This window comes from Erwinia sp. HDF1-3R (assembly GCF_039621855.1).
Classification (GTDB): Bacteria; Pseudomonadota; Gammaproteobacteria; order Enterobacterales; family Enterobacteriaceae; genus Erwinia.
The window spans coordinates 3,504,064-3,521,487 of sequence record NZ_CP155071.1 but is presented as its reverse complement, the minus strand read 5'-3'; the positions used below and the strand labels follow the sequence as shown (position 1 = coordinate 3,521,487).

The window sequence follows — 17,424 nt, the reverse complement described above, 5'->3', positions numbered from 1 at the left end:
GAAAATAGCGGCTGAATCTATAAGAGAGTGCGCATGAAAATTTTACTGGTTGACGACGATCTCGAACTGGGCACGATGCTCAGTCAGTATCTGATTACAGAAGGATTTGATGCATCACTGGTGTTAAACGGCAAGGCCGGAATTGAAGGGGCGATGTCGGGTGAATACAGCGCGATGATCCTCGACATTATGCTGCCGGATATGAGCGGTATCGACGTGCTGCGTCAGGTTCGACAGAACTGCCGTCTGCCAGTGATTATGCTGACGGCGAAAGGCGACAATATCGATCGCGTGATCGGGCTGGAGATGGGGGCAGACGACTATGTGCCTAAACCCTGCTACCCGCGCGAACTGGTTGCCAGGCTGCGCGCCGTGCTGCGCCGGGTTGACGAGCAGCCTGTCATTGTTGAGAGCAAAGAGATGGCGGTTTGGAGTGACCTGACCCTTAATCCCGCCACGCGTATCAGCGAGTGGAAGAAACAGCCGTTCGATCTGACCGCTTCGGAATTTAACCTGCTGGATTTGCTTATTCGCGCGCCGGATCGCGTGGTATCTAAGGATGAGCTGTCCGAAAAAGGGCTTGGCCGTCCTCGTGAAGCCTACGATCGCAGCGTGGATGTGCATATCAGCAATATTCGCCAGAAGCTCGCGGCCCTGACCCAGGATACGGTAACCATCGAGACCGTCCGCAGCATAGGCTATCGCATACGATGACGGCTGGATTTCGCGGGCTGCTTTTCTGGAAGATCCTGCTGGGGTTCTGGCTGACGTTTCTGCTGATGAGCCAGCTGCTATGGCTGAGTTTTTCACTATACGGCAAGCATCATGAGCCGCCAGAAAACCTGACCGCCAGGCGCATCGTAAACCTGCAAATGACCTCTGCCGTATCCGTGCTTCAGCGTGGTGGTATAGAAGCGCTCAACGATATGATGGCGGACTGGCCAGCCAGCGATCGGCGGTTCTTTTCGATCCAGATGATGGATAAACCTCCTCAGGAGAAGCCGCGCAGCGATCTTAATCGTCATGTACTGAACGGTGAGTTTCCGAAAGAGGTCATCGAGTGGGTAAGCGGGGCAGATGGCCGACAGTATCAGCTGCGCTATGACGTGGAAGGGCTGCGAAATGACAGCAATATGGGCGGCCCGCCCAGGCATTTCCTTAACGTTCCGGAGCCGCTGCTATTTATGGCGGGCTTTGGCGGCCTGTTATTCAGTCTTTTTTTGGCCTGGAACCTGACCCGTCCCATGCGTCAGCTGCGGAAAGGTTTTGATCGGGTATCCAAGGGCGATCTTTCGGTACGCCTGTTTCCGGCCATGCGCCGCCGTCACGATGAACTATCGGCCGTGGCGCAGGATTTCGATTCCATGGTTGAACGGTTGTCCGTGCTGGTCAGAGCGCGTGAGGAGCTGCTGCACGATGTTTCCCACGAGCTTCGTTCACCTCTGGCGCGGCTGCAGCTGGCTACCGGACTGGCCCGGCAGACCCCGGAATCAGTCGGGCAGTCGCTGGACAGGATTGATGAGGAAGCGCGGCGTCTGGACAAAATGATTGGCGAACTACTGACGCTTTCCAGAGCCGAACATGAAAGCCTGCCGGATGAGCAGTACTTTGATCTGTACGGGCTTTTAGAGGCGGTGGCTAACGATGCGCGCTATGAGGCGCAGATACCCGGCGTAGACATTTTGCTCTTCGCTGACAGGAACGCTGACTACACCGTTAAGGGCGATGCCAAACTGATCCGCTCAGCGCTGGAGAATGTGATCCGCAACGCGCTGCGTTTTTCTCTTCAGGGGCAGCAGGTTAGCGTGACCCTGCGGCAGGAAAACGGCTGGCTGTCGGTGAACGTTACCGACCAGGGGCCAGGTGTCGATGCCGACAAACTCTCAAGCATTTTTGATCCTTTTGTGCGGGTTAATACGCCCCTCTCCGGCAAGGGTTACGGGCTGGGTCTTTCCATTGTACGCAAGGTGGTGCTGGCTCATCAGGGGGAGGTTAGTGCGGTTAACGGCAGAAATGGCGGTCTGGAACTGACTATCAAACTGCCACACTGGGTAGTGTAGCCTCTCGGTACGGTGGTATCATCACGAGAGCCAAACGTTTGCACATCACTTCAAATGAGGTAGGGATGAGTAAAGCCGCTCCCAGTAAGCAGCAGGAAGTTCAACGTATCGTTGAGGCATTGTCCCTGGCCATTGCTCAGCAGAGGCTCAAGCCGGGAACCCGGCTGATAGAGACACAAATTGTTGAGGCGCTGGACGCTAACCGTAATCACGTTCAGTCGGCGCTACAGCGGATGGTGCTTCAGCATATTGTGACTATTGAGCCTAACCGCGGCGCGCGCGTCGCGCAGCCTGAGGCGAGGGAAGCGCAGGAAATTTTCATTGCGCGACGCGCAATTGAAAGAGCCATTATCAGCTCCATCACGCCAGATAAGATACGCGCCTGGAGTGACAAACTTGAACAGCAGCATCTGAAAGAGCGTGAGGTTATCAAGCGTAACGATCGTCAGGATATTATCCGGCAGCTGAGCGAATTCCATCTGTTGCTGGCGGAGATTAGCGACAACCAGGTGTTGCGCGAAATTTTGGCCAATCTGATGGCACGCAGTTCGCTTATCGTGTCGCTCTACCTCCGGCATGATGCCTCTGACTGTCAGTGCTGCGAGCACAGCAGCATCATTGAGGCGTTAAAAACAGGTGATATCCGGCTCGCTCAGACGCTGATGGAAGAGCATCTGAATGTTATTGAGCAACAGCTTAATCTCACGACCTCTCCCGAGGTGTTTGATTTGCGGCAGGCATTGCGGATAAGCGCCTGATCACGTCACGCGGAAACAGGCAAAAAAAAAAGCCCCCTGATTGCTCAGAGGGCTTTGATTTAAGGAGCGCTGATTATTTTCTGATGCGGATAACCGGGGTTTCACCCACGATAACGTTACCCGTCAGTTTAACCAGCTCTTTGATCTCATCCATATTGGAAATGACCACTGGCGTTAGCGTTGATTTCGCTTTTTCTTCCAGAAGCGCCAGATCAAATTCGATGACGACGTCACCTTTTTTAACCTTCTGCCCTTCTTCAGCGATACGCTTAAAGCCTTCACCCTTCAGTTCAACCGTATCAATTCCGAAATGGACAAACAGCTCAATGCCGTTGTCTGATTCAATGGAAAATGCATGATTGGTTTCGAAAATTTTACCGATGGTACCATCAACCGGCGCAACCATTTTATTGCCAGTCGGTTTGATAGCGATACCGTCGCCAACAATTTTTTCTGCGAACACCACGTCCGGCACGTCTTCGATATTGACGATCTCTCCTGACAGCGGTGCGACAATCTCAATGGCTCCAGTTGAGGTATCTGACTTATCGCCAAAAAGCTTTGAAAACAAACCCATGATTTTCTCCTAAGCAGTAATATTGGGCCAGCGTCACGAGGTCTCAGCAGAGTGTTTTTTCTTCAATGAACTTGTTGACCAGGTTCATCAACTCGTCCGCTGTAGGTTGAGCCATTGCCTGCTCTGCTAATGCCTTCGCATCCTCATAATTCGTATTACGAATAATTTTCTTGATGCGTGGGATAGAAATGGCACTCATGCTGAACTCGTCCAGCCCCATTCCCAATAACAGTAGTGTAGCACGTTCATCGCCTGCCAGCTCACCACACATGCCTGTCCATTTACCTTCAGCATGAGATGCATCAATAACTTGCTTGATAAGCGTCAGCACCGAAGGAGACATTGGGTTATACAGATGGGAGATTAATTCATTGCCACGATCGACCGCCAGCGTGTACTGAGTCAGATCGTTAGTACCGATGCTGAAGAAATCGACTTCTTTCGCCAGATGATGGGCAATTGCCGCTGACGCCGGGGTCTCAACCATGATGCCCGTCTCAATGCTCTCATCAAAGGCCTTGCCTTCTTCGCGCAGCTGGCTTTTCAGGCTCTCAAGTTCGCCCTTCAGAATACGTACTTCCTCAACGGAGATCACCATTGGGAACATAATGCGCAGCTTACCGAATGCCGAGGCACGCAGGATGGCGCGTAGCTGGGCATGAAGAATTTCGGGACGATCCATCGCGATGCGGATCGCACGCCAGCCGAGGAAAGGGTTATCCTCTTTTGGCAGGTTCATATAGGGCAGGTCTTTATCGCCGCCGATATCCATCGTGCGAACAATCACCGCCTGTGAGCCCATTGCTTCGGCAACGGCTTTATACGCCTGGAACTGCTCTTCTTCGGTCGGCAGTGACTCACGGTCCATAAACAGGAACTCGGTGCGATACAGACCAACGCCTTCAGCCCCGTTGCGCTCTGCGCCCGCAACGTCGCGCACGGTACCGATGTTGGCACAGACTTCAACCTGATGCCCGTCCAGCGTAATGGCCGGCAGATCTTTAAGCTTGGCGAGATCGTTCTTTTCGGTAACGTACTGGGTCTGAATCGCCTTCAGTTCGTCAATTTTTTCCGAAGTCGGGTTAATGTAAATACTGTTATTTACCCCGTCGAGGATCAGGAAGTCGCCATTTTTTACCTGGCTGGTCACGTTTCCGGTGCCCACGATAGCAGGCAGCTCAAGCGAGCGGGCCATAATCGAGGTGTGGGAAGTGCGACCACCGAGGTCGGTGATAAAGCCCAGTACCTTGTCCAGGTTTAGCTGAGCCGTTTCTGACGGCGTCAGATCTTTAGCGACCAGCAGAACCTCATCCGCAATGGCGCTCAGGTCAACGATGTGCAGCCCAAGGATGTTCTGCAACAGACGCTTACCGATATCACGTACGTCAGCCGCGCGCTCTTTCAGGTATTCGTCGTCCAGCTCCTCCAGCGCCTTCGCCTGGCCTTCAATCACAGAGAATGCGGCCGCGTCAGCAGAAGCCAGATCGTCTTTAATCAGGGCTATGATTTCCTGCTCCAGCTCTTCATCTTCCAGCAGCATAATATGCCCTTCGAAGATGGCTTCCTTCTCTTCACCGAAGGTTTCTCCGGCTTTAATTTTGATCGCTTCCAGCTGCGTTGAAGCCTTTTTACGACCATCGAGAAAGCGCTGAACTTCCTGACCGACCTGGTCGGCAGAAATCTTTTTCCGGTTGATAACTATCTCATCTTCTTTCAGTAGAAGAGCTTTACCAAAAGCGATACCCGGTGATGCTAAAATTCCTGAAATCATAACCCTACCTTTTTTTATAACTGATAATCACCTGAGGCGATCAATCCTGGACTGTCGGCTAATCTACTCAGCGAGCCGGGCGCATCAGGCTTTCTGCAATTTGATTATTGCCTTCGGCTGGCCCGCGAAGGAGTTTACGAAAGCAACAACGCGGACAAGCTGTCCGCGATCAATATGTTTGCACTAATTTCACCTGATAAGGCGGTGAGCAGACAGTCAGAGGGTTTACTCGAGTTCGGCCATCAGCTTAACCAGATGCTCAACGGCTTTCTGCTCGTCTTCGCCTTCCGCCGACAATGTGACGACCGTACCCTGAGTCAGACCCAGCGTTTGCAGCTTAAACAGGCTTTTTGCGCTGGCTGACTTGCCGTTAGACGTCACGGTAATGTCTGAGTTAAATGCTTTCGCTTCTTTCACAAACTGCGCAGCAGGACGGGTATGCAGGCCGTTTGGTGCAGTGATGGTAACTTCTTGCTGGAACATTATTTTTCCCCAACTTATGTCGTTTGATGTTGTTGAACTAAAGTCTAGTCTGAGACCGAGACTTTAGCCTGGATGTGTCGCGCTGGCCTGCGTTCAATAACGCGCCAAAAACTGCGCTGGTAAGGCTGGAAACGGCGATGCGCACTCAGCGATCCACGCTTCGCTTTCCCTTGCCCCATTATGCCGCTATTTAGGCTGCCGCGCCAAACCAGTAAATCGATTCAGCTTGATCCAGTTCAAAGGGCGATTAATTTCACGGGCCGAATTAATTGGTTGCTTAGATAACAGACACTGCCGGGTAATTGCAATCTGCATCCAGGCAAAAGTTTGACGCAGCCCACAAAAAAGCACCCAATTGGGTGCTTTTTTACTCATTTCAACGCAAATGGCACTACTGCTGCAATTCTTTCTCGGTGAAAAGATCGGCAAACAGGGCAGTACTCAGATAGCGTTCGCCAGAGGAGGGTAGGATCACGACAATATTTTTATTCGCAAATGCCTCTTCCTGCTGAAGCTTCAGCGCGGCCGCAACGGCTGCGCCGGAGGAGATACCGGCGAGGATACCTTCTTCTTCCATCAGACGACGGGCCGTCGAAATGGACTCTTCGTTAGAGATAGCCACCACGCGGTCAATCAGATTCAGATCGAGATTGCCCGGGATAAAACCGGCACCAATCCCCTGAATTTTGTGAGGACCAGGCTTAATCTCTTCACCCGCCAACGCCTGAGCAATAACCGGCGAATCGGTAGGCTCAACCGCGACCGTTATCAGCTCTTTTTTACCCTTAGTGTTTTTGATATAGCGACTCACGCCGGTCAGCGTACCGCCGGTGCCGACGCCAGCAATAAATACGTCAACTTCACCATCGGTATCATCCCAGATTTCGGGACCGGTGGTTTTCTCATGAATTTCCGGATTAGCCGGATTGCTGAACTGCTGAAGCAGAACAAATTTATCCGGCTCGTTGGCAACGATCTCTTCCGCTTTTGCGATAGCGCCTTTCATTCCTTTGGCGCCTTCGGTCAGGATCAGTCTGGCACCCAGCGCTTTCAGCAGCTTGCGACGTTCAACGCTCATGGTTTCAGGCATGGTTAGCGTGAGCTTATAGCCGCGTGCGGCGGCTACGTAGGCCAGCGCAATACCGGTGTTACCGCTGGTCGGCTCAACCAGTTCAATACCGGGTTTCAGAATACCGCGCTTTTCAGCGTCCCAAATCATACTGGCACCGATACGGCATTTAACGCTGAAGCTGGGGTTGCGCGACTCAACTTTTGCCAGAATGCGACCGTTACCGATGCGGTTCAGTCGAACCAGCGGCGTATGACCGATTGTTAACGAGTTGTCTTCATAGATCTTACTCATAGCCCGTCCTTACTGTATGAAATTTTGGGAATACTAAGAGCATACCTCGTTCATTTTCTCAAGGAAGTGAAGAAATCGTATATATATATGTTATGCAGCAATAAGGATAAATGAAATGGCATAAGCAGCCTCTACTGCCGACTGTACTGCCCGCGGTAGCGATCCACCCACATCGCCGTTGCCCCGCATACGGCGACTGGCATAATCGCTAAATTCAGAATAGGCACCAGCGTAAAGAGGCTGACCAGGGCGCCAAACTGCATATTGTCTGTTTTGTGCTGTTTCAGTGCCTGACGCATCTCCCGGAAGCTGACCTTGTGATTATCGAACGGGTAGTCGCAGTACTGGATAGATAACATCCATGCGCTGAAGAGAAACCACAATAGCGGTGCCACCGTCTGGCCAAAACCCGGAATAACGTGAAGCAGCAGCAGCCCAAGGGCGCGGGGAAGATACCAGACAAACTTTTGCCATTCGCGCTTCATAATGCGCGGCAGATCCCGGACCAGCGCGCCCCAGCCGCTATCGGGCAGTGGTTTACCGGTCAGCCTTGCCTCAAGCTGTTCAGCCAGCAGGCCGCAGAACGGGGCGGCTATCCAGTTAGCGACCGTCGAGAAGAAGTAGCTGAATATCAGCACAATCGAAATCACGCACAGTGGCCATAGCAGATAGCTCAGCCACTGTAGCCAGCCAGGTATGAGCGTCATCAGCGCGGGCACCCATTTACCGAGCTGCCAGAACAGCCAGATAAACGCGCCCCCCATCAGCACAATATTGAGCAGCAGCGGCACAATGACGAAGCGGCGAATACCGGGCAGACGAACCAGCCTCCACCCTTCGGAAAAATAGTGAATACCCTGCGAGCGAGCGGGGGAGTGATGTGGGTTCATAGGCTGCTTTTCTCCTTTATGCGGCTATGCGGCGCTATCATAACGCGATCATTTATGCAGGCCGAGGGGCTTTTGCATGAAAAAGCAGCAAAAAACCGTGTCGATGCACGCTTATTTGTCAGAAAATACTGCATGGACTTGCACTTGTTACCCAGGGCAAATACAGTTAGAGGATAAAGTTTGCCGCGGTGGCAAGGTATTGGAACAACAGAGAATACAATGATGCAGGATTTGCGTCTGATATTAATCGTTGTTGGCGCGATCGCCATAATAGCGCTCTTACTTCATGGCCTCTGGACCAGCCGTAAAGAGCGCTCATCCGTTTTTCGCGATCGCCCTCACAAGCGTTTAAAACAGGATAAAGAAGAGTCTTTCGACAACGCTGATGATGGCGTAGGGGAAGTGCGCGTGCAGCGCCCTCGATCGCGCGGGGATGACGAGGCTGAGCCTGGTTTCGATGCCCGCAGCGTTGATGATGCGCCATCGCGGCCATCAAAGACTCGCGCACCCGCAGAGCCTGTGCGACATCAGCCGCTGGCTGATACGCAGCCGGAGCTGGATCCTCTGTTTAGCGGTGAGCTACCTCATGCGCCTGAACCTGAGGAACCTGAATTCGTCGCCGAACCCGTTCAGCGTCCTCAGCCTGTGCGCCCATCAGCCCCGCCGGTTAAATCCGTGGCCGTTCCGGCAGAGCCTGTCGAACCGACCTTTGAACCTGCTTTCGATCCGGTTGTTGAGGAAGAAGTTCAACCCAGTGCGCCAGTTGAAAAGCCTGCGCCTCCTCGCCAGGAGCGCGCAAAAGAGACGGTGCTGGTGCTGCACGTTGGCGCACATGCAGGCGGTGTGTTGAACGGTGAGGCGCTGCTGCAAGGGGTCCTGCAGGCTGGCTTCCAGTTCGGCGAAATGAACATCTTCCATCGTCATCTCAGCCCGGCGGGCAGTGGCCCGGTCCTCTTCAGCCTGGCCAATATGGTTAAGCCCGGATCATTCAACCCGGATGAGATGTCTGACTTCTCTACGCCCGGCATTTCGATTTTTATGATGGTGCCCTCGTACGGTGATGCCAATCAGAACTTCAAGCTGATGCTTCAGTCCGCACAGCGTATTGCCGACGACGTAGGCGGCGTGGTTCTGGATGATGAGCGCCGCATGATGACGCCGCAAAAGCTGGAAACTTATAAAAACCGTATTCGTGATGTGATTGAGGCTAACGCCTGAACCGCAACCGGGTCGGGCTGACAACCTGAATTCACGTTTGACAAGACCCCCGCCTGCCGGGGGTTTTTTATCGTTATGGTGCCGCTATGCAATCCGTTCAAGACCAAATTATCGCGCTTCAAACTGCCCTCCGCCATCATGAATACCAGTATCATGTTTTGGACGCGCCGGACGTTCCTGATGCGGAGTACGATCGTCTGATGCAGGAGCTTAAGGCGCTGGAAGCGGCGCATCCTGAGCTGATTACCCCGGATTCGCCGACGCAGCGCGTGGGGGCCGCACCGCTCAGCGCATTCGGGCAGGTTCGGCATGAAGTGCCGATGCTGTCGCTGGATAATGCGTTTGATGAAGAGAGCTATCTCGCTTTCAACAAGCGGGTACAGGACAGGCTGAAAAATAGCGATAACATCACCTTCTGCTGCGAACTGAAACTGGACGGTCTTGCCGTCAGCCTGCTGTACGAAAACGGCCTGCTGGTGCGGGCGGCCACGCGCGGCGACGGCACCACTGGTGAAGATATTACCGCCAACGTGCGCACCATTCGCGCCATCCCGCTGCGTTTGAGGGGGGACAACATCCCTGCGCGTATCGAAGTGCGCGGTGAGGTCTTTATGCCGCAGGCGGGATTTGAGGCGATGAATGAGGAAGCGCGTCGCAAAGAGAGCAAGGTGTTCGCTAATCCGCGCAACGCTGCGGCAGGTTCGCTGCGCCAGCTTGACCCCCGCATTACCGCTAAACGCCCTCTGACGTTCTTCTGCTACGGTTTCGGCCTGCTCGAAGGCGGTGATATGCCGCGTACGCATCACGCCCGACTCCAGCAGCTTAAAGCCTGGGGTGTGCCGGTAAGCGATCGTATTCGCCTGTGCCACACCCCGGAAGAGGTGCTGGCGTTTTATCATCAGGTGGAAGCGGCGCGTGAGACGCTCGGTTTTGATATTGATGGCGTGGTCATCAAAGTGGATTCTCAGGAACTCCAGGAACAGCTTGGCTTTGTTGCCCGCGCGCCGCGCTGGGCGATTGCGTTTAAGTTCCCGGCGCAGGAACAGCTGACCTGGGTACGGGACGTAGAGTTTCAGGTGGGTCGTACCGGCGCGATTACGCCGGTCGCCCGACTGGAGCCGGTGCAGGTAGCGGGGGTGATGGTCAGCAATGCGACATTGCATAATGCAGATGAAATTGATCGTCTGGGTCTGCATATCGGCGATCGCGTTATTATCCGCCGCGCCGGGGATGTTATTCCCCAGGTTGTGGGCGTGGTTGAGGCCGACCGCCCGGATGATGCCCGTACGATAGTGTTTCCTGGCCACTGTCCGGTGTGTGGATCGGACGTAGAGCGGGTAGAGGGGGAAGTGGTTGCACGCTGTACCGGCGGCCTGATCTGTGGCGCGCAGCGTAAAGGCGCACTGAAGCACTTTGTTTCACGCCGGGCGATGGATATTGATGGCCTGGGCGACAAACTTATCGACCAGCTGGTGGAAAAACAGTATGTCGAAACGCCTGCCGATCTCTTCAGCCTGACCGCCGGTAAGCTGACGGGCCTGGATCGGATGGGGCCAAAATCAGCACAAAATCTGGTCAGCTCGCTGGAAAAAGCGAAGCAGACCACGCTGGCCCGCTTTCTCTATGCTCTGGGGATTACCGAGGTGGGCGAAGCGACCGCCGCCAACCTGGCTGCACATTTTGGTAAGCTTGAAAGCATTATCAACGCCTCTTTAGAAGAGCTGATCGCCGTGCAGGACGTCGGCACCGTGGTTGCCAGCCACGTGCGAAACTTTATGGACGAAGAGAGCAACCGGGAAGTGATTCGTCAGCTGATCGAGGTGGCAGGCGTCACCTGGCCGGCAGTTGAGGTGGTTAATAAAGACGAAATTGACAGCCCCTTCGCCGGAAAAACCGTGGTGCTTACGGGTTCTCTGACCATTCTGTCTCGCGATGAGGCAAAAGATCGCCTGGCTGCGCTGGGCGCTAAGGTCAGCGGCAGCGTGTCGAAGAAAACGGATCTGGTTATCGCCGGTGAAGCGGCAGGCTCTAAGCTGGTGAAGGCGCAGGCGCTGGATATTAAGATTATCGACGAGGCTGAGCTTATTCGCCTGCTGGATAACTGAGATGGAAAAAGAGCAGCTGATTGACATTGCCAACACCGAAATGCCCTTTGGTAAATACAAAGGGCGGCGACTTATCGATCTGCCGGAGCCTTATCTGCTATGGTTCGCCCGTAAGGGCGAATTTCCTGAGGGAAAACTGGGTGAGCTGATGCAGCTGACGCTGGCCATAAAAATTGAAGGGCTTGAGGGGCTGATTAATCCGCTACGCTACTAACGCTTATATAATCTTTTAACATCGTTAATTGATTTGTACCCTAAAAAGCTATGATTCATATTAACCCTCGAACTCAGAACAATAATGGGCGAAGGGGTGAACTGATGAAAATAAAATATGGACTAGCCTTACTGCTACTTATCGCTATTAGCTCGTCAGCTGAAGCGAGCAGGCACAACGACCGCTGCCTCAGTGAGAAGCGAGATTTTAGTGATGTATTACCTTGTTATACCAGGAGTATTTCTGAGTCCCCACCGAAATATACCAGGGTAAGCGATGAGCAGGTAGCGGGGGTTGATATTTTACATTATCGCATGAATTCGCAGTCATGGTCACCTGCCGGTCTGGTACAGCCTGAAGAGTGGCAGCATGATGTAGATATCTATATCCCTCCCAGAGCCAAAAGGGGGAAGGCGGTTATATTTGTTAATAACGGCACTAATAATAATATCGACAATAAGCCGCCCGTTGCGCCCAGCGATATGACACCTCCCCAGCTGACGGCGCTGTCTCAGGCAACGCGCACCATTATCCTCTCTCTGAGTGATGTCCCTAATCAGTATCAGACCTGGCGTGACGATAATAAAACACGGGCGGAGGATAACAGCGTAGCCCATAGCTGGTCTCTGTTTATGCAAAACCCGACGGAGCGGTCACTTTTACCGCTCCATATCCCTATGGCCGCCAGCGTATCTCAGGCGATGTCGCTGGCTGAAAGAGAGCTGAGGGAGTGGAGAATTAAAGAGTTTATCGTCACCGGGCTTTCCAAACGTGGCTGGAGCAGCTGGCTGGCTGCCATAGCCGATCCCCGGGTCGAGGCAATCGCGCCCTTTGTGATGGATATGCTGGGTACCCGGCAGGCACTCAAGCATATGTATCGGGTATATGGACACAACTGGCCAGTGGCGTTCTCGCCTTATTATCAGGAGGGTATTGATACCAGCATTGATATGCCGAATTTCAGCAAGCTGCTGAAGATACAGGATCCGCTTGAATATCAGTCTTCGGCCTATAAAAAACGGCTGGCTGTTAAAAAATACATTATCAATGCCAGCGGTGACGATTTCTACGTGCCTGATAATTCCCGCTACTATTATGACCAGCTGCCGGGTATGAAGTCTTTAAGGGTCGTTCCTAATAGCGACCATGCGGGTATTCGTCGATTCGCCGAATCGTCACTGATTCCCTTTATCAACCGTATTCAGAGCGGAAAGCCCTTACCCAAAATCCATACGTCGTTAAAAAAAGGGCTGCTGGATATTAAGCTTTCAGAATATCCTAAACAGTTAACCCTGTGGCGGGCTTATAACGCGAACGATCGCGACTTCCGTCTGGCCTGCGGCGTTAACTATGAGTCTTCTACTCTACCGGTTAAAAGCAGGATAACGCTGACGCTGGTGAAGCCGCATAAAGGCTGGCAGGCCGCTTACGTTGAAGCGATATTTCGGGATGGCTATGTGGCAACCACCGAAGTCTATATTACGCCGGATGAAAGCTATCCTGATGCTGCGCCGCTGAATAAGGGTGGGGCCTGTCAGACGTTGCCCGGTCGCGGGTTAAGTAATGCGCATCAGCAGGCGGATGTGAACAAAACAGAGACGCGAAGCTTTTGAGCCCAGCGAAGAATAGCCGCCAGGCTTATTCTTCGACAGACTCACAGCGTAACTATTTTTGCGACTGGACCACGTTTTGAGGCGCTTTTTCATTCTGCGCCTGCTTCTCCTGCGCCAGCTTTTCTCCGGCCTTCTTATAGCGCTGTGCCAGCAGCGAACAGACCATCAGCTGCACCTGATGGAAGATCATCAGCGGCAGTACGATAATCCCTACCGATGCCGACGGGAAAAGGATATTGGCCATCGGGACGCCGTTTGCGAGGCTTTTTTTCGAGCCGCAGAACAGAATGGTGATCTCATCCGGACGGTTAAACCCGAAGATTCTGGCCGCCAGCAGGTTGATCAGTAACACCACAAACAGGATACCCAGGCTACCCGCCACGATATACAGCAGGGTGCTGACGCCGACGCGGTGCCAGATACCATTTACAACGGCTTCACTAAAGGCGGAATAGACGACCAGCAGAATGGAGGCCTGATCCGTTTTACCAATCAGCCCACGGTGTTTTTCCACCCATCCGGCGATCCAGCGTCGTGAAAAGTGCCCGACCAAAAAGGGTACCAGTAGCTGTAGCATAATCTTACCGATCTGCTCCAGGTTACCACTGGCAGCGTCGTTATGGACGTCCATCACCAGACTGACCAGCAGCGGAGAGATAAATACGCCCAACAGGCTGGATGCAGAGGCGCTACAAACCGCCGCCGCAACGTTACCGCCTGCCAGTGAGGTCAGGGCAATAGCCGACTGAACGGTGGCAGGCAGGATGCATAAATAGAGGAAGCCAGTGTAAATCTCCGCGCTGACCGGCAGCGGATGCCACCAGACAAACAGTAGTCCCAGCAGGGGGAAGAGCACAAAGGTGCTGCACATCACCCAGAGGTGAAGCCGCCAGTGGCCGCCGCCTGCGATAATTTTCTCCCGCGACAGCTTGGCGCCGTGCATAAAGAACAGCAGGGCGATAGCCGCCGTCGTCAGCCATTCAAATATATCGACGAAATGGCCGCGCGCGGGGATGAACGTCGCCAGCAGCACGGTGATAATCAATTTTAACATCAGTGGATCGATGCGGAAGAGTCCCATTGTTAATGCCTGGTTAAAAAACAATGTGGCTATTGTGCGCCGGACGTGTTTAGAAATAAAATTGATTTATTGAATCCATATATGAATAAAATAGATGAATTATACGCTTCGCCAGCTGCGGGTATTTGTTGCCGTGGCACAGCAGGGTAGTTTTAGCCAGGCGGGTCAACAGATTGGCCTGAGCCAGTCTGCGGTCAGTCACAGCATCAAGGAGCTGGAGGGGGAAATGGGGATTCGCCTGCTGGACCGCACCACCCGGGAGGTGATGCTGACCGAGGCGGGCGAACAGCTTGCCAGTCGGCTTGAGCGTTTGCTGGAGGAGCTGAATACCACGCTGCTGGATGTTCGCAGCTATGGGCAGCAGCGCAGCGGCACGGTAAGAGTTGCAGCCAGCCAGACGATATCAGCTCATCTGATGCCCCAGTGCCTGGCGGCCAGCCAGCAAAACTACCCTGACATCAGGATAATGCTGCGCGACCGGCCACAGCAGTGGGTACTGCAAAGCGTGCGTAACGCGGAAGTGGATTTCGGCATCGTCATTGGCCCTTTAACGGTTGAGGATTTCACCTGTGAACCGATCCTCGATGAACCTTTTCTCCTGCTTTGCCGTCAGGACGATCCGCTGGCCGCAGAGCAAACCATCAGCTGGGAAATGCTGAACGACCGGCCGCTGGTGCTTCAGGATTATACCTCTGGCAGTCGGGTGCTGATCGATGAAGCGCTGCGCGCGCAGCAGGTGAGGGCGGAGATTGTGCAGGAAATCGGCCATCCGGCCACGCTCTATCCGATGGTGGAGGCGGGGATAGGTATCAGCATTTTGCCCGCGCTGGCGCTACCGTTGCCGCAGGGCAGGCCGCTGCTTGTCAGGCGAATGGTACCGGAAATCAACAGGACGATTATGCTGGTACGACGTAAAAACCGCTCGCTCACGCCGGCAGCAGAGGCTATCTGGCAGGAAGTGCGTCAGCAGGCAACCCTGCTGACGCAGCAACGCCGCGTCATGCCAGCGTTTTAGACGTAAACGTTAATTGAGTTGGTCGCGGTTGGACGGTTGATGCCATCGGCTACGTTGGTGCTGGCCGTCTCTTTTTTCGCTTCCTGCTTTTCCTGAGCCTTCTGCGCCTGCTGCTGCTCAATCTGGGCGATTTGAGATTCGATCATCTGAATCTGGCTCTGGATAAGCTGTTCCTGCTCTGACTTTTGCTCGGTAGTGAGTGAATCGTCAGTGCCCAGACTCTTAAGCTGATTTTCCAGCTGCGTAATCTGCTTGGTCAGCGTGGCAATCTGGGAGGTTGAACCGCCGCCCGAGCTTGCCGATCCAATTGAACTTGTGCTGCTACCACTGATAGTCGTCATCGTATTCTCCTTTGTAATAGACCAGTACGGTTATCGGAGGGTTACAGGAGATACTTGATATGAGAATTCGTAAAAAAATCGCTAAGAATTCGAAAAGGTGCGCAGGCAGGACCTGAGGCCCGGTGGCGTGCAGGGCGGCGGAGACGATGAACGCCTCTCCCGAGCAGTATAAGAAAAGATGTGGTTAGCGGTCAGGCGTGATTAATATATTTCCTGTTATTCAGAGAATAATAATAATAAATTTATCAATAAAAAATAATTGAGAATGTCACTGAGTGAATTTGCTATCCCTCTGTGCTTTGCCAGAATAGGAAACAGGGGCCTGTCAGGTGGCTGACTGTTTTTCATTTCAATCAGGTAAACTATAATGCAAAAAAAATGGGCGGTCGGAGCGTTTCTTTTTAATGTTATTTATATCGCAATATGTCTGGTTACGCTGGCACATGCTGCGCCTCCACTTATCTCGCATCTAAAAAACCCAGGCATGCAGGATGGCGTTAATAAATCAAACAACACATTTCTTTCAGATATTACTGTTTCTCGTTCCACCCGTGAAATACGTTTAGCAAGCATTGACTATTCTATATTAAATCCCGACAGTGCTAAACTGACGTTGCTGACTACGGCAGGTAATACCGTTGAATATAAGCGGTGGTCCTCGATCCTCAATAACGATGGGAGTTATACCTGGACGGGGACAGCAACAAAGCATGCCTCAACAGATCCGATGTTAGTAAGAGGTGAAATGGGAAAAGGGGCCATTAGCGATCCTGAAAATGTGGCTACCCTGGTATTTAATCATCATACGCTGGCTGGAACGTTCAGAACCCGCGGTCAGCTTTATCAGATCTTTCCACTCAGCGGTGGCACTGGGCAGGTTGCTATCGTCAGGGTAGATGAAGCTAAAGTTTCGGAAGATAACAACGACGAATCCTTGCCTGTTTTCTCTGGCAGCAAAGCCGCTATCGTCTGCCCGGATAATCCAGGACAATTCGTTGATCCGGTTAAAGAGCAAAGTACGATCAGAGTGGCATTAGTGACGACCAACCAGTCCCGAGCGGTAATGGCTTCACTGAACATCAATGCGCTGGCATCGGTTGCCTTTGCCGAAGCGAATCAGGGCGCGAAAAACAGTGATGTTAAAATAACCTTTGAAAATGCGGGCATATTGGATGCGACATATAATGAACTGGGCGATTATTCCAGTATGCGCAAGCAAATGCTGGTCAGTTCGGGTTCCGCGCTGAGCAAAGAGATTAATGCCTTCAGGGATAAAACCGGTGCAGATCTGGTAGTGATGCTGGTGAAAGATACCTCGGGTACGGGGAATGGAACGGTAGATGCAACTAAGGCAAATGCTGCGTCGGTCATCCGATATTCGTCTCTGACGGGCACCTATACTTTTGCTCATGAAATGGGGCACAACATAGGAGCCAGCCACGATCTGTATCAGTTCGGGGGAGCGCCAACGCGTGAGCCCTGTTACCGGCATGGATTCAAATATGAAGTGGCAGCGAGTCAGCCTAAGTGGCGTACTATTATGTCCTATAATTGTCAGACCGGGAGCTGTCCGCGCCTGAATTATTTCTCTAATCCGCGCATCACCTACAATGGTGTTCCCATGGGGAGTGCCAAATACGAGGATAATGCCCGTCGGCTAAATGAACGCCGCGAAGCAGTTGCCAACTTTTATACCACATCTCCAGATCCCGTCCCCAATCCTTCAGGTAACTGTCCGGGCTATACAGAGTGGGAGAGTAAAAAACCCTATAGTGTTTATGGCGAAAAGGTTTCATATAAAGAGAAGATTTACAGGCAGAACTTCTACTCGGTGGATATGCCGCCCGATATTAACTCTGCGCCGTACGGCAAGCCATGGGTTTATCTCTCTGACTGTCAGTGAAAGTAATGGTGCCGCAGGGTCAAATGCTGAGC

The 17,424-nt window shown here is 52.9% G+C and carries 16 protein-coding genes; 9 read left to right on the top strand and 7 right to left on the bottom strand.

From position 1 onward, the window contains the following. Positions 1-33 precede the first annotated feature (33 nt). From AAGR22_RS16005 to AAGR22_RS15995, 3 genes are all read left to right on the top strand, one after another. The gene (locus tag AAGR22_RS16005; protein ID WP_067708232.1) at positions 34-714 is read left to right on the top strand and encodes a response regulator transcription factor; all 681 of its coding nucleotides are present in this window, start codon (positions 34-36) and stop codon (positions 712-714) included. After that, positions 711-2,060 carry an ATP-binding protein gene (locus AAGR22_RS16000; RefSeq protein ID WP_345828488.1) on the top strand — a complete coding sequence of 450 codons (1,350 nt, stop codon included), beginning with the start codon at positions 711-713 and terminating at the stop codon, positions 2,058-2,060. Before AAGR22_RS16005 ends, AAGR22_RS16000 begins: the two co-directional genes overlap by 4 nt. Before the next feature lie 65 nt (positions 2,061-2,125). Next, positions 2,126-2,818 carry a GntR family transcriptional regulator gene (locus AAGR22_RS15995; RefSeq protein WP_345828486.1) on the top strand — a complete coding sequence of 231 codons (693 nt, stop codon included), beginning with the start codon at positions 2,126-2,128 and terminating at the stop codon, positions 2,816-2,818. Positions 2,819-2,891: 73 nt separating this feature from the next. Here AAGR22_RS15995 and crr read toward each other — a convergent pair whose 3' ends face one another. From crr to cysZ, 5 genes are all read right to left on the bottom strand, one after another. Further along, complete coding sequence (crr, locus tag AAGR22_RS15990) at positions 2,892-3,395, bottom strand: PTS glucose transporter subunit IIA (RefSeq protein WP_067705886.1); 504 nt, start codon at positions 3,393-3,395, stop codon at positions 2,892-2,894. 43 nt (positions 3,396-3,438) lie between these two features. After that, on the bottom strand, positions 3,439-5,166 hold the full coding sequence (gene ptsI / locus AAGR22_RS15985; protein WP_067705884.1) for a phosphoenolpyruvate-protein phosphotransferase PtsI: 1,728 nt from the start codon (positions 5,164-5,166) through the stop codon (positions 3,439-3,441). A 225-nt stretch (positions 5,167-5,391) separates the two neighbouring features. Next, positions 5,392-5,649: a phosphocarrier protein Hpr gene (gene ptsH, locus AAGR22_RS15980; RefSeq protein ID WP_067705882.1), complete on the bottom strand. Its 258-nt coding sequence runs from the start codon at positions 5,647-5,649 to the stop codon at positions 5,392-5,394. Between the two features lie 391 nt (positions 5,650-6,040). Beyond that, complete coding sequence (gene cysK, locus AAGR22_RS15975) at positions 6,041-7,012, bottom strand: cysteine synthase A (protein ID WP_067705877.1); 972 nt, start codon at positions 7,010-7,012, stop codon at positions 6,041-6,043. Between the two features lie 131 nt (positions 7,013-7,143). Continuing rightward, positions 7,144-7,902, bottom strand: coding sequence for a sulfate transporter CysZ (cysZ, locus tag AAGR22_RS15970; protein WP_067705876.1), 759 nt, complete (start codon positions 7,900-7,902; stop codon positions 7,144-7,146). 219 nt (positions 7,903-8,121) lie between these two features. On the opposite strand from cysZ, the gene zipA reads away from it, so the two are divergent. The 4 genes from zipA to AAGR22_RS15950 all read left to right on the top strand — a co-directional run bounded on the left by zipA (position 8,122) and on the right by AAGR22_RS15950 (position 13,052). Further along, positions 8,122-9,120, top strand: coding sequence for a cell division protein ZipA (gene zipA, locus AAGR22_RS15965; protein ID WP_067705875.1), 999 nt, complete (start codon positions 8,122-8,124; stop codon positions 9,118-9,120). A gap of 86 nt (positions 9,121-9,206) precedes the next feature. Next, positions 9,207-11,225, top strand: coding sequence for an NAD-dependent DNA ligase LigA (ligA, locus tag AAGR22_RS15960; RefSeq protein WP_345828480.1), 2,019 nt, complete (start codon positions 9,207-9,209; stop codon positions 11,223-11,225). Position 11,226: 1 nt separating this feature from the next. Next, positions 11,227-11,439: a DUF3820 family protein gene (locus AAGR22_RS15955; RefSeq protein ID WP_067705872.1), complete on the top strand. Its 213-nt coding sequence runs from the start codon at positions 11,227-11,229 to the stop codon at positions 11,437-11,439. A gap of 104 nt (positions 11,440-11,543) precedes the next feature. Continuing rightward, positions 11,544-13,052 carry a PhoPQ-activated protein PqaA family protein gene (locus AAGR22_RS15950; RefSeq protein WP_345828478.1) on the top strand — a complete coding sequence of 503 codons (1,509 nt, stop codon included), beginning with the start codon at positions 11,544-11,546 and terminating at the stop codon, positions 13,050-13,052. A gap of 52 nt (positions 13,053-13,104) precedes the next feature. On the opposite strand, the gene AAGR22_RS15945 is transcribed toward AAGR22_RS15950, so the two are convergent. After that, positions 13,105-14,133 carry a bile acid:sodium symporter family protein gene (locus tag AAGR22_RS15945; protein WP_345828476.1) on the bottom strand — a complete coding sequence of 343 codons (1,029 nt, stop codon included), beginning with the start codon at positions 14,131-14,133 and terminating at the stop codon, positions 13,105-13,107. 94 nt (positions 14,134-14,227) lie between these two features. Between AAGR22_RS15945 and AAGR22_RS15940 the strand changes: the two genes are divergently transcribed. After that, positions 14,228-15,148, top strand: coding sequence for a LysR family transcriptional regulator (locus AAGR22_RS15940; RefSeq protein ID WP_067705867.1), 921 nt, complete (start codon positions 14,228-14,230; stop codon positions 15,146-15,148). On the opposite strand, the gene AAGR22_RS15935 is transcribed toward AAGR22_RS15940, so the two are convergent. Next, positions 15,145-15,489 (bottom strand): FlxA-like family protein, encoded by a 345-nt coding sequence (locus tag AAGR22_RS15935; RefSeq protein ID WP_067705865.1) that lies wholly within the window; start codon positions 15,487-15,489, stop codon positions 15,145-15,147. The genes AAGR22_RS15940 and AAGR22_RS15935 overlap by 4 nt on opposite strands. Positions 15,490-15,856: 367 nt before the next feature. Between AAGR22_RS15935 and AAGR22_RS15930 the strand changes: the two genes are divergently transcribed. Then, positions 15,857-17,392 (top strand): M12 family metallo-peptidase, encoded by a 1,536-nt coding sequence (locus AAGR22_RS15930; protein ID WP_345828473.1) that lies wholly within the window; start codon positions 15,857-15,859, stop codon positions 17,390-17,392. Positions 17,393-17,424: the final 32 nt, after the last annotated feature.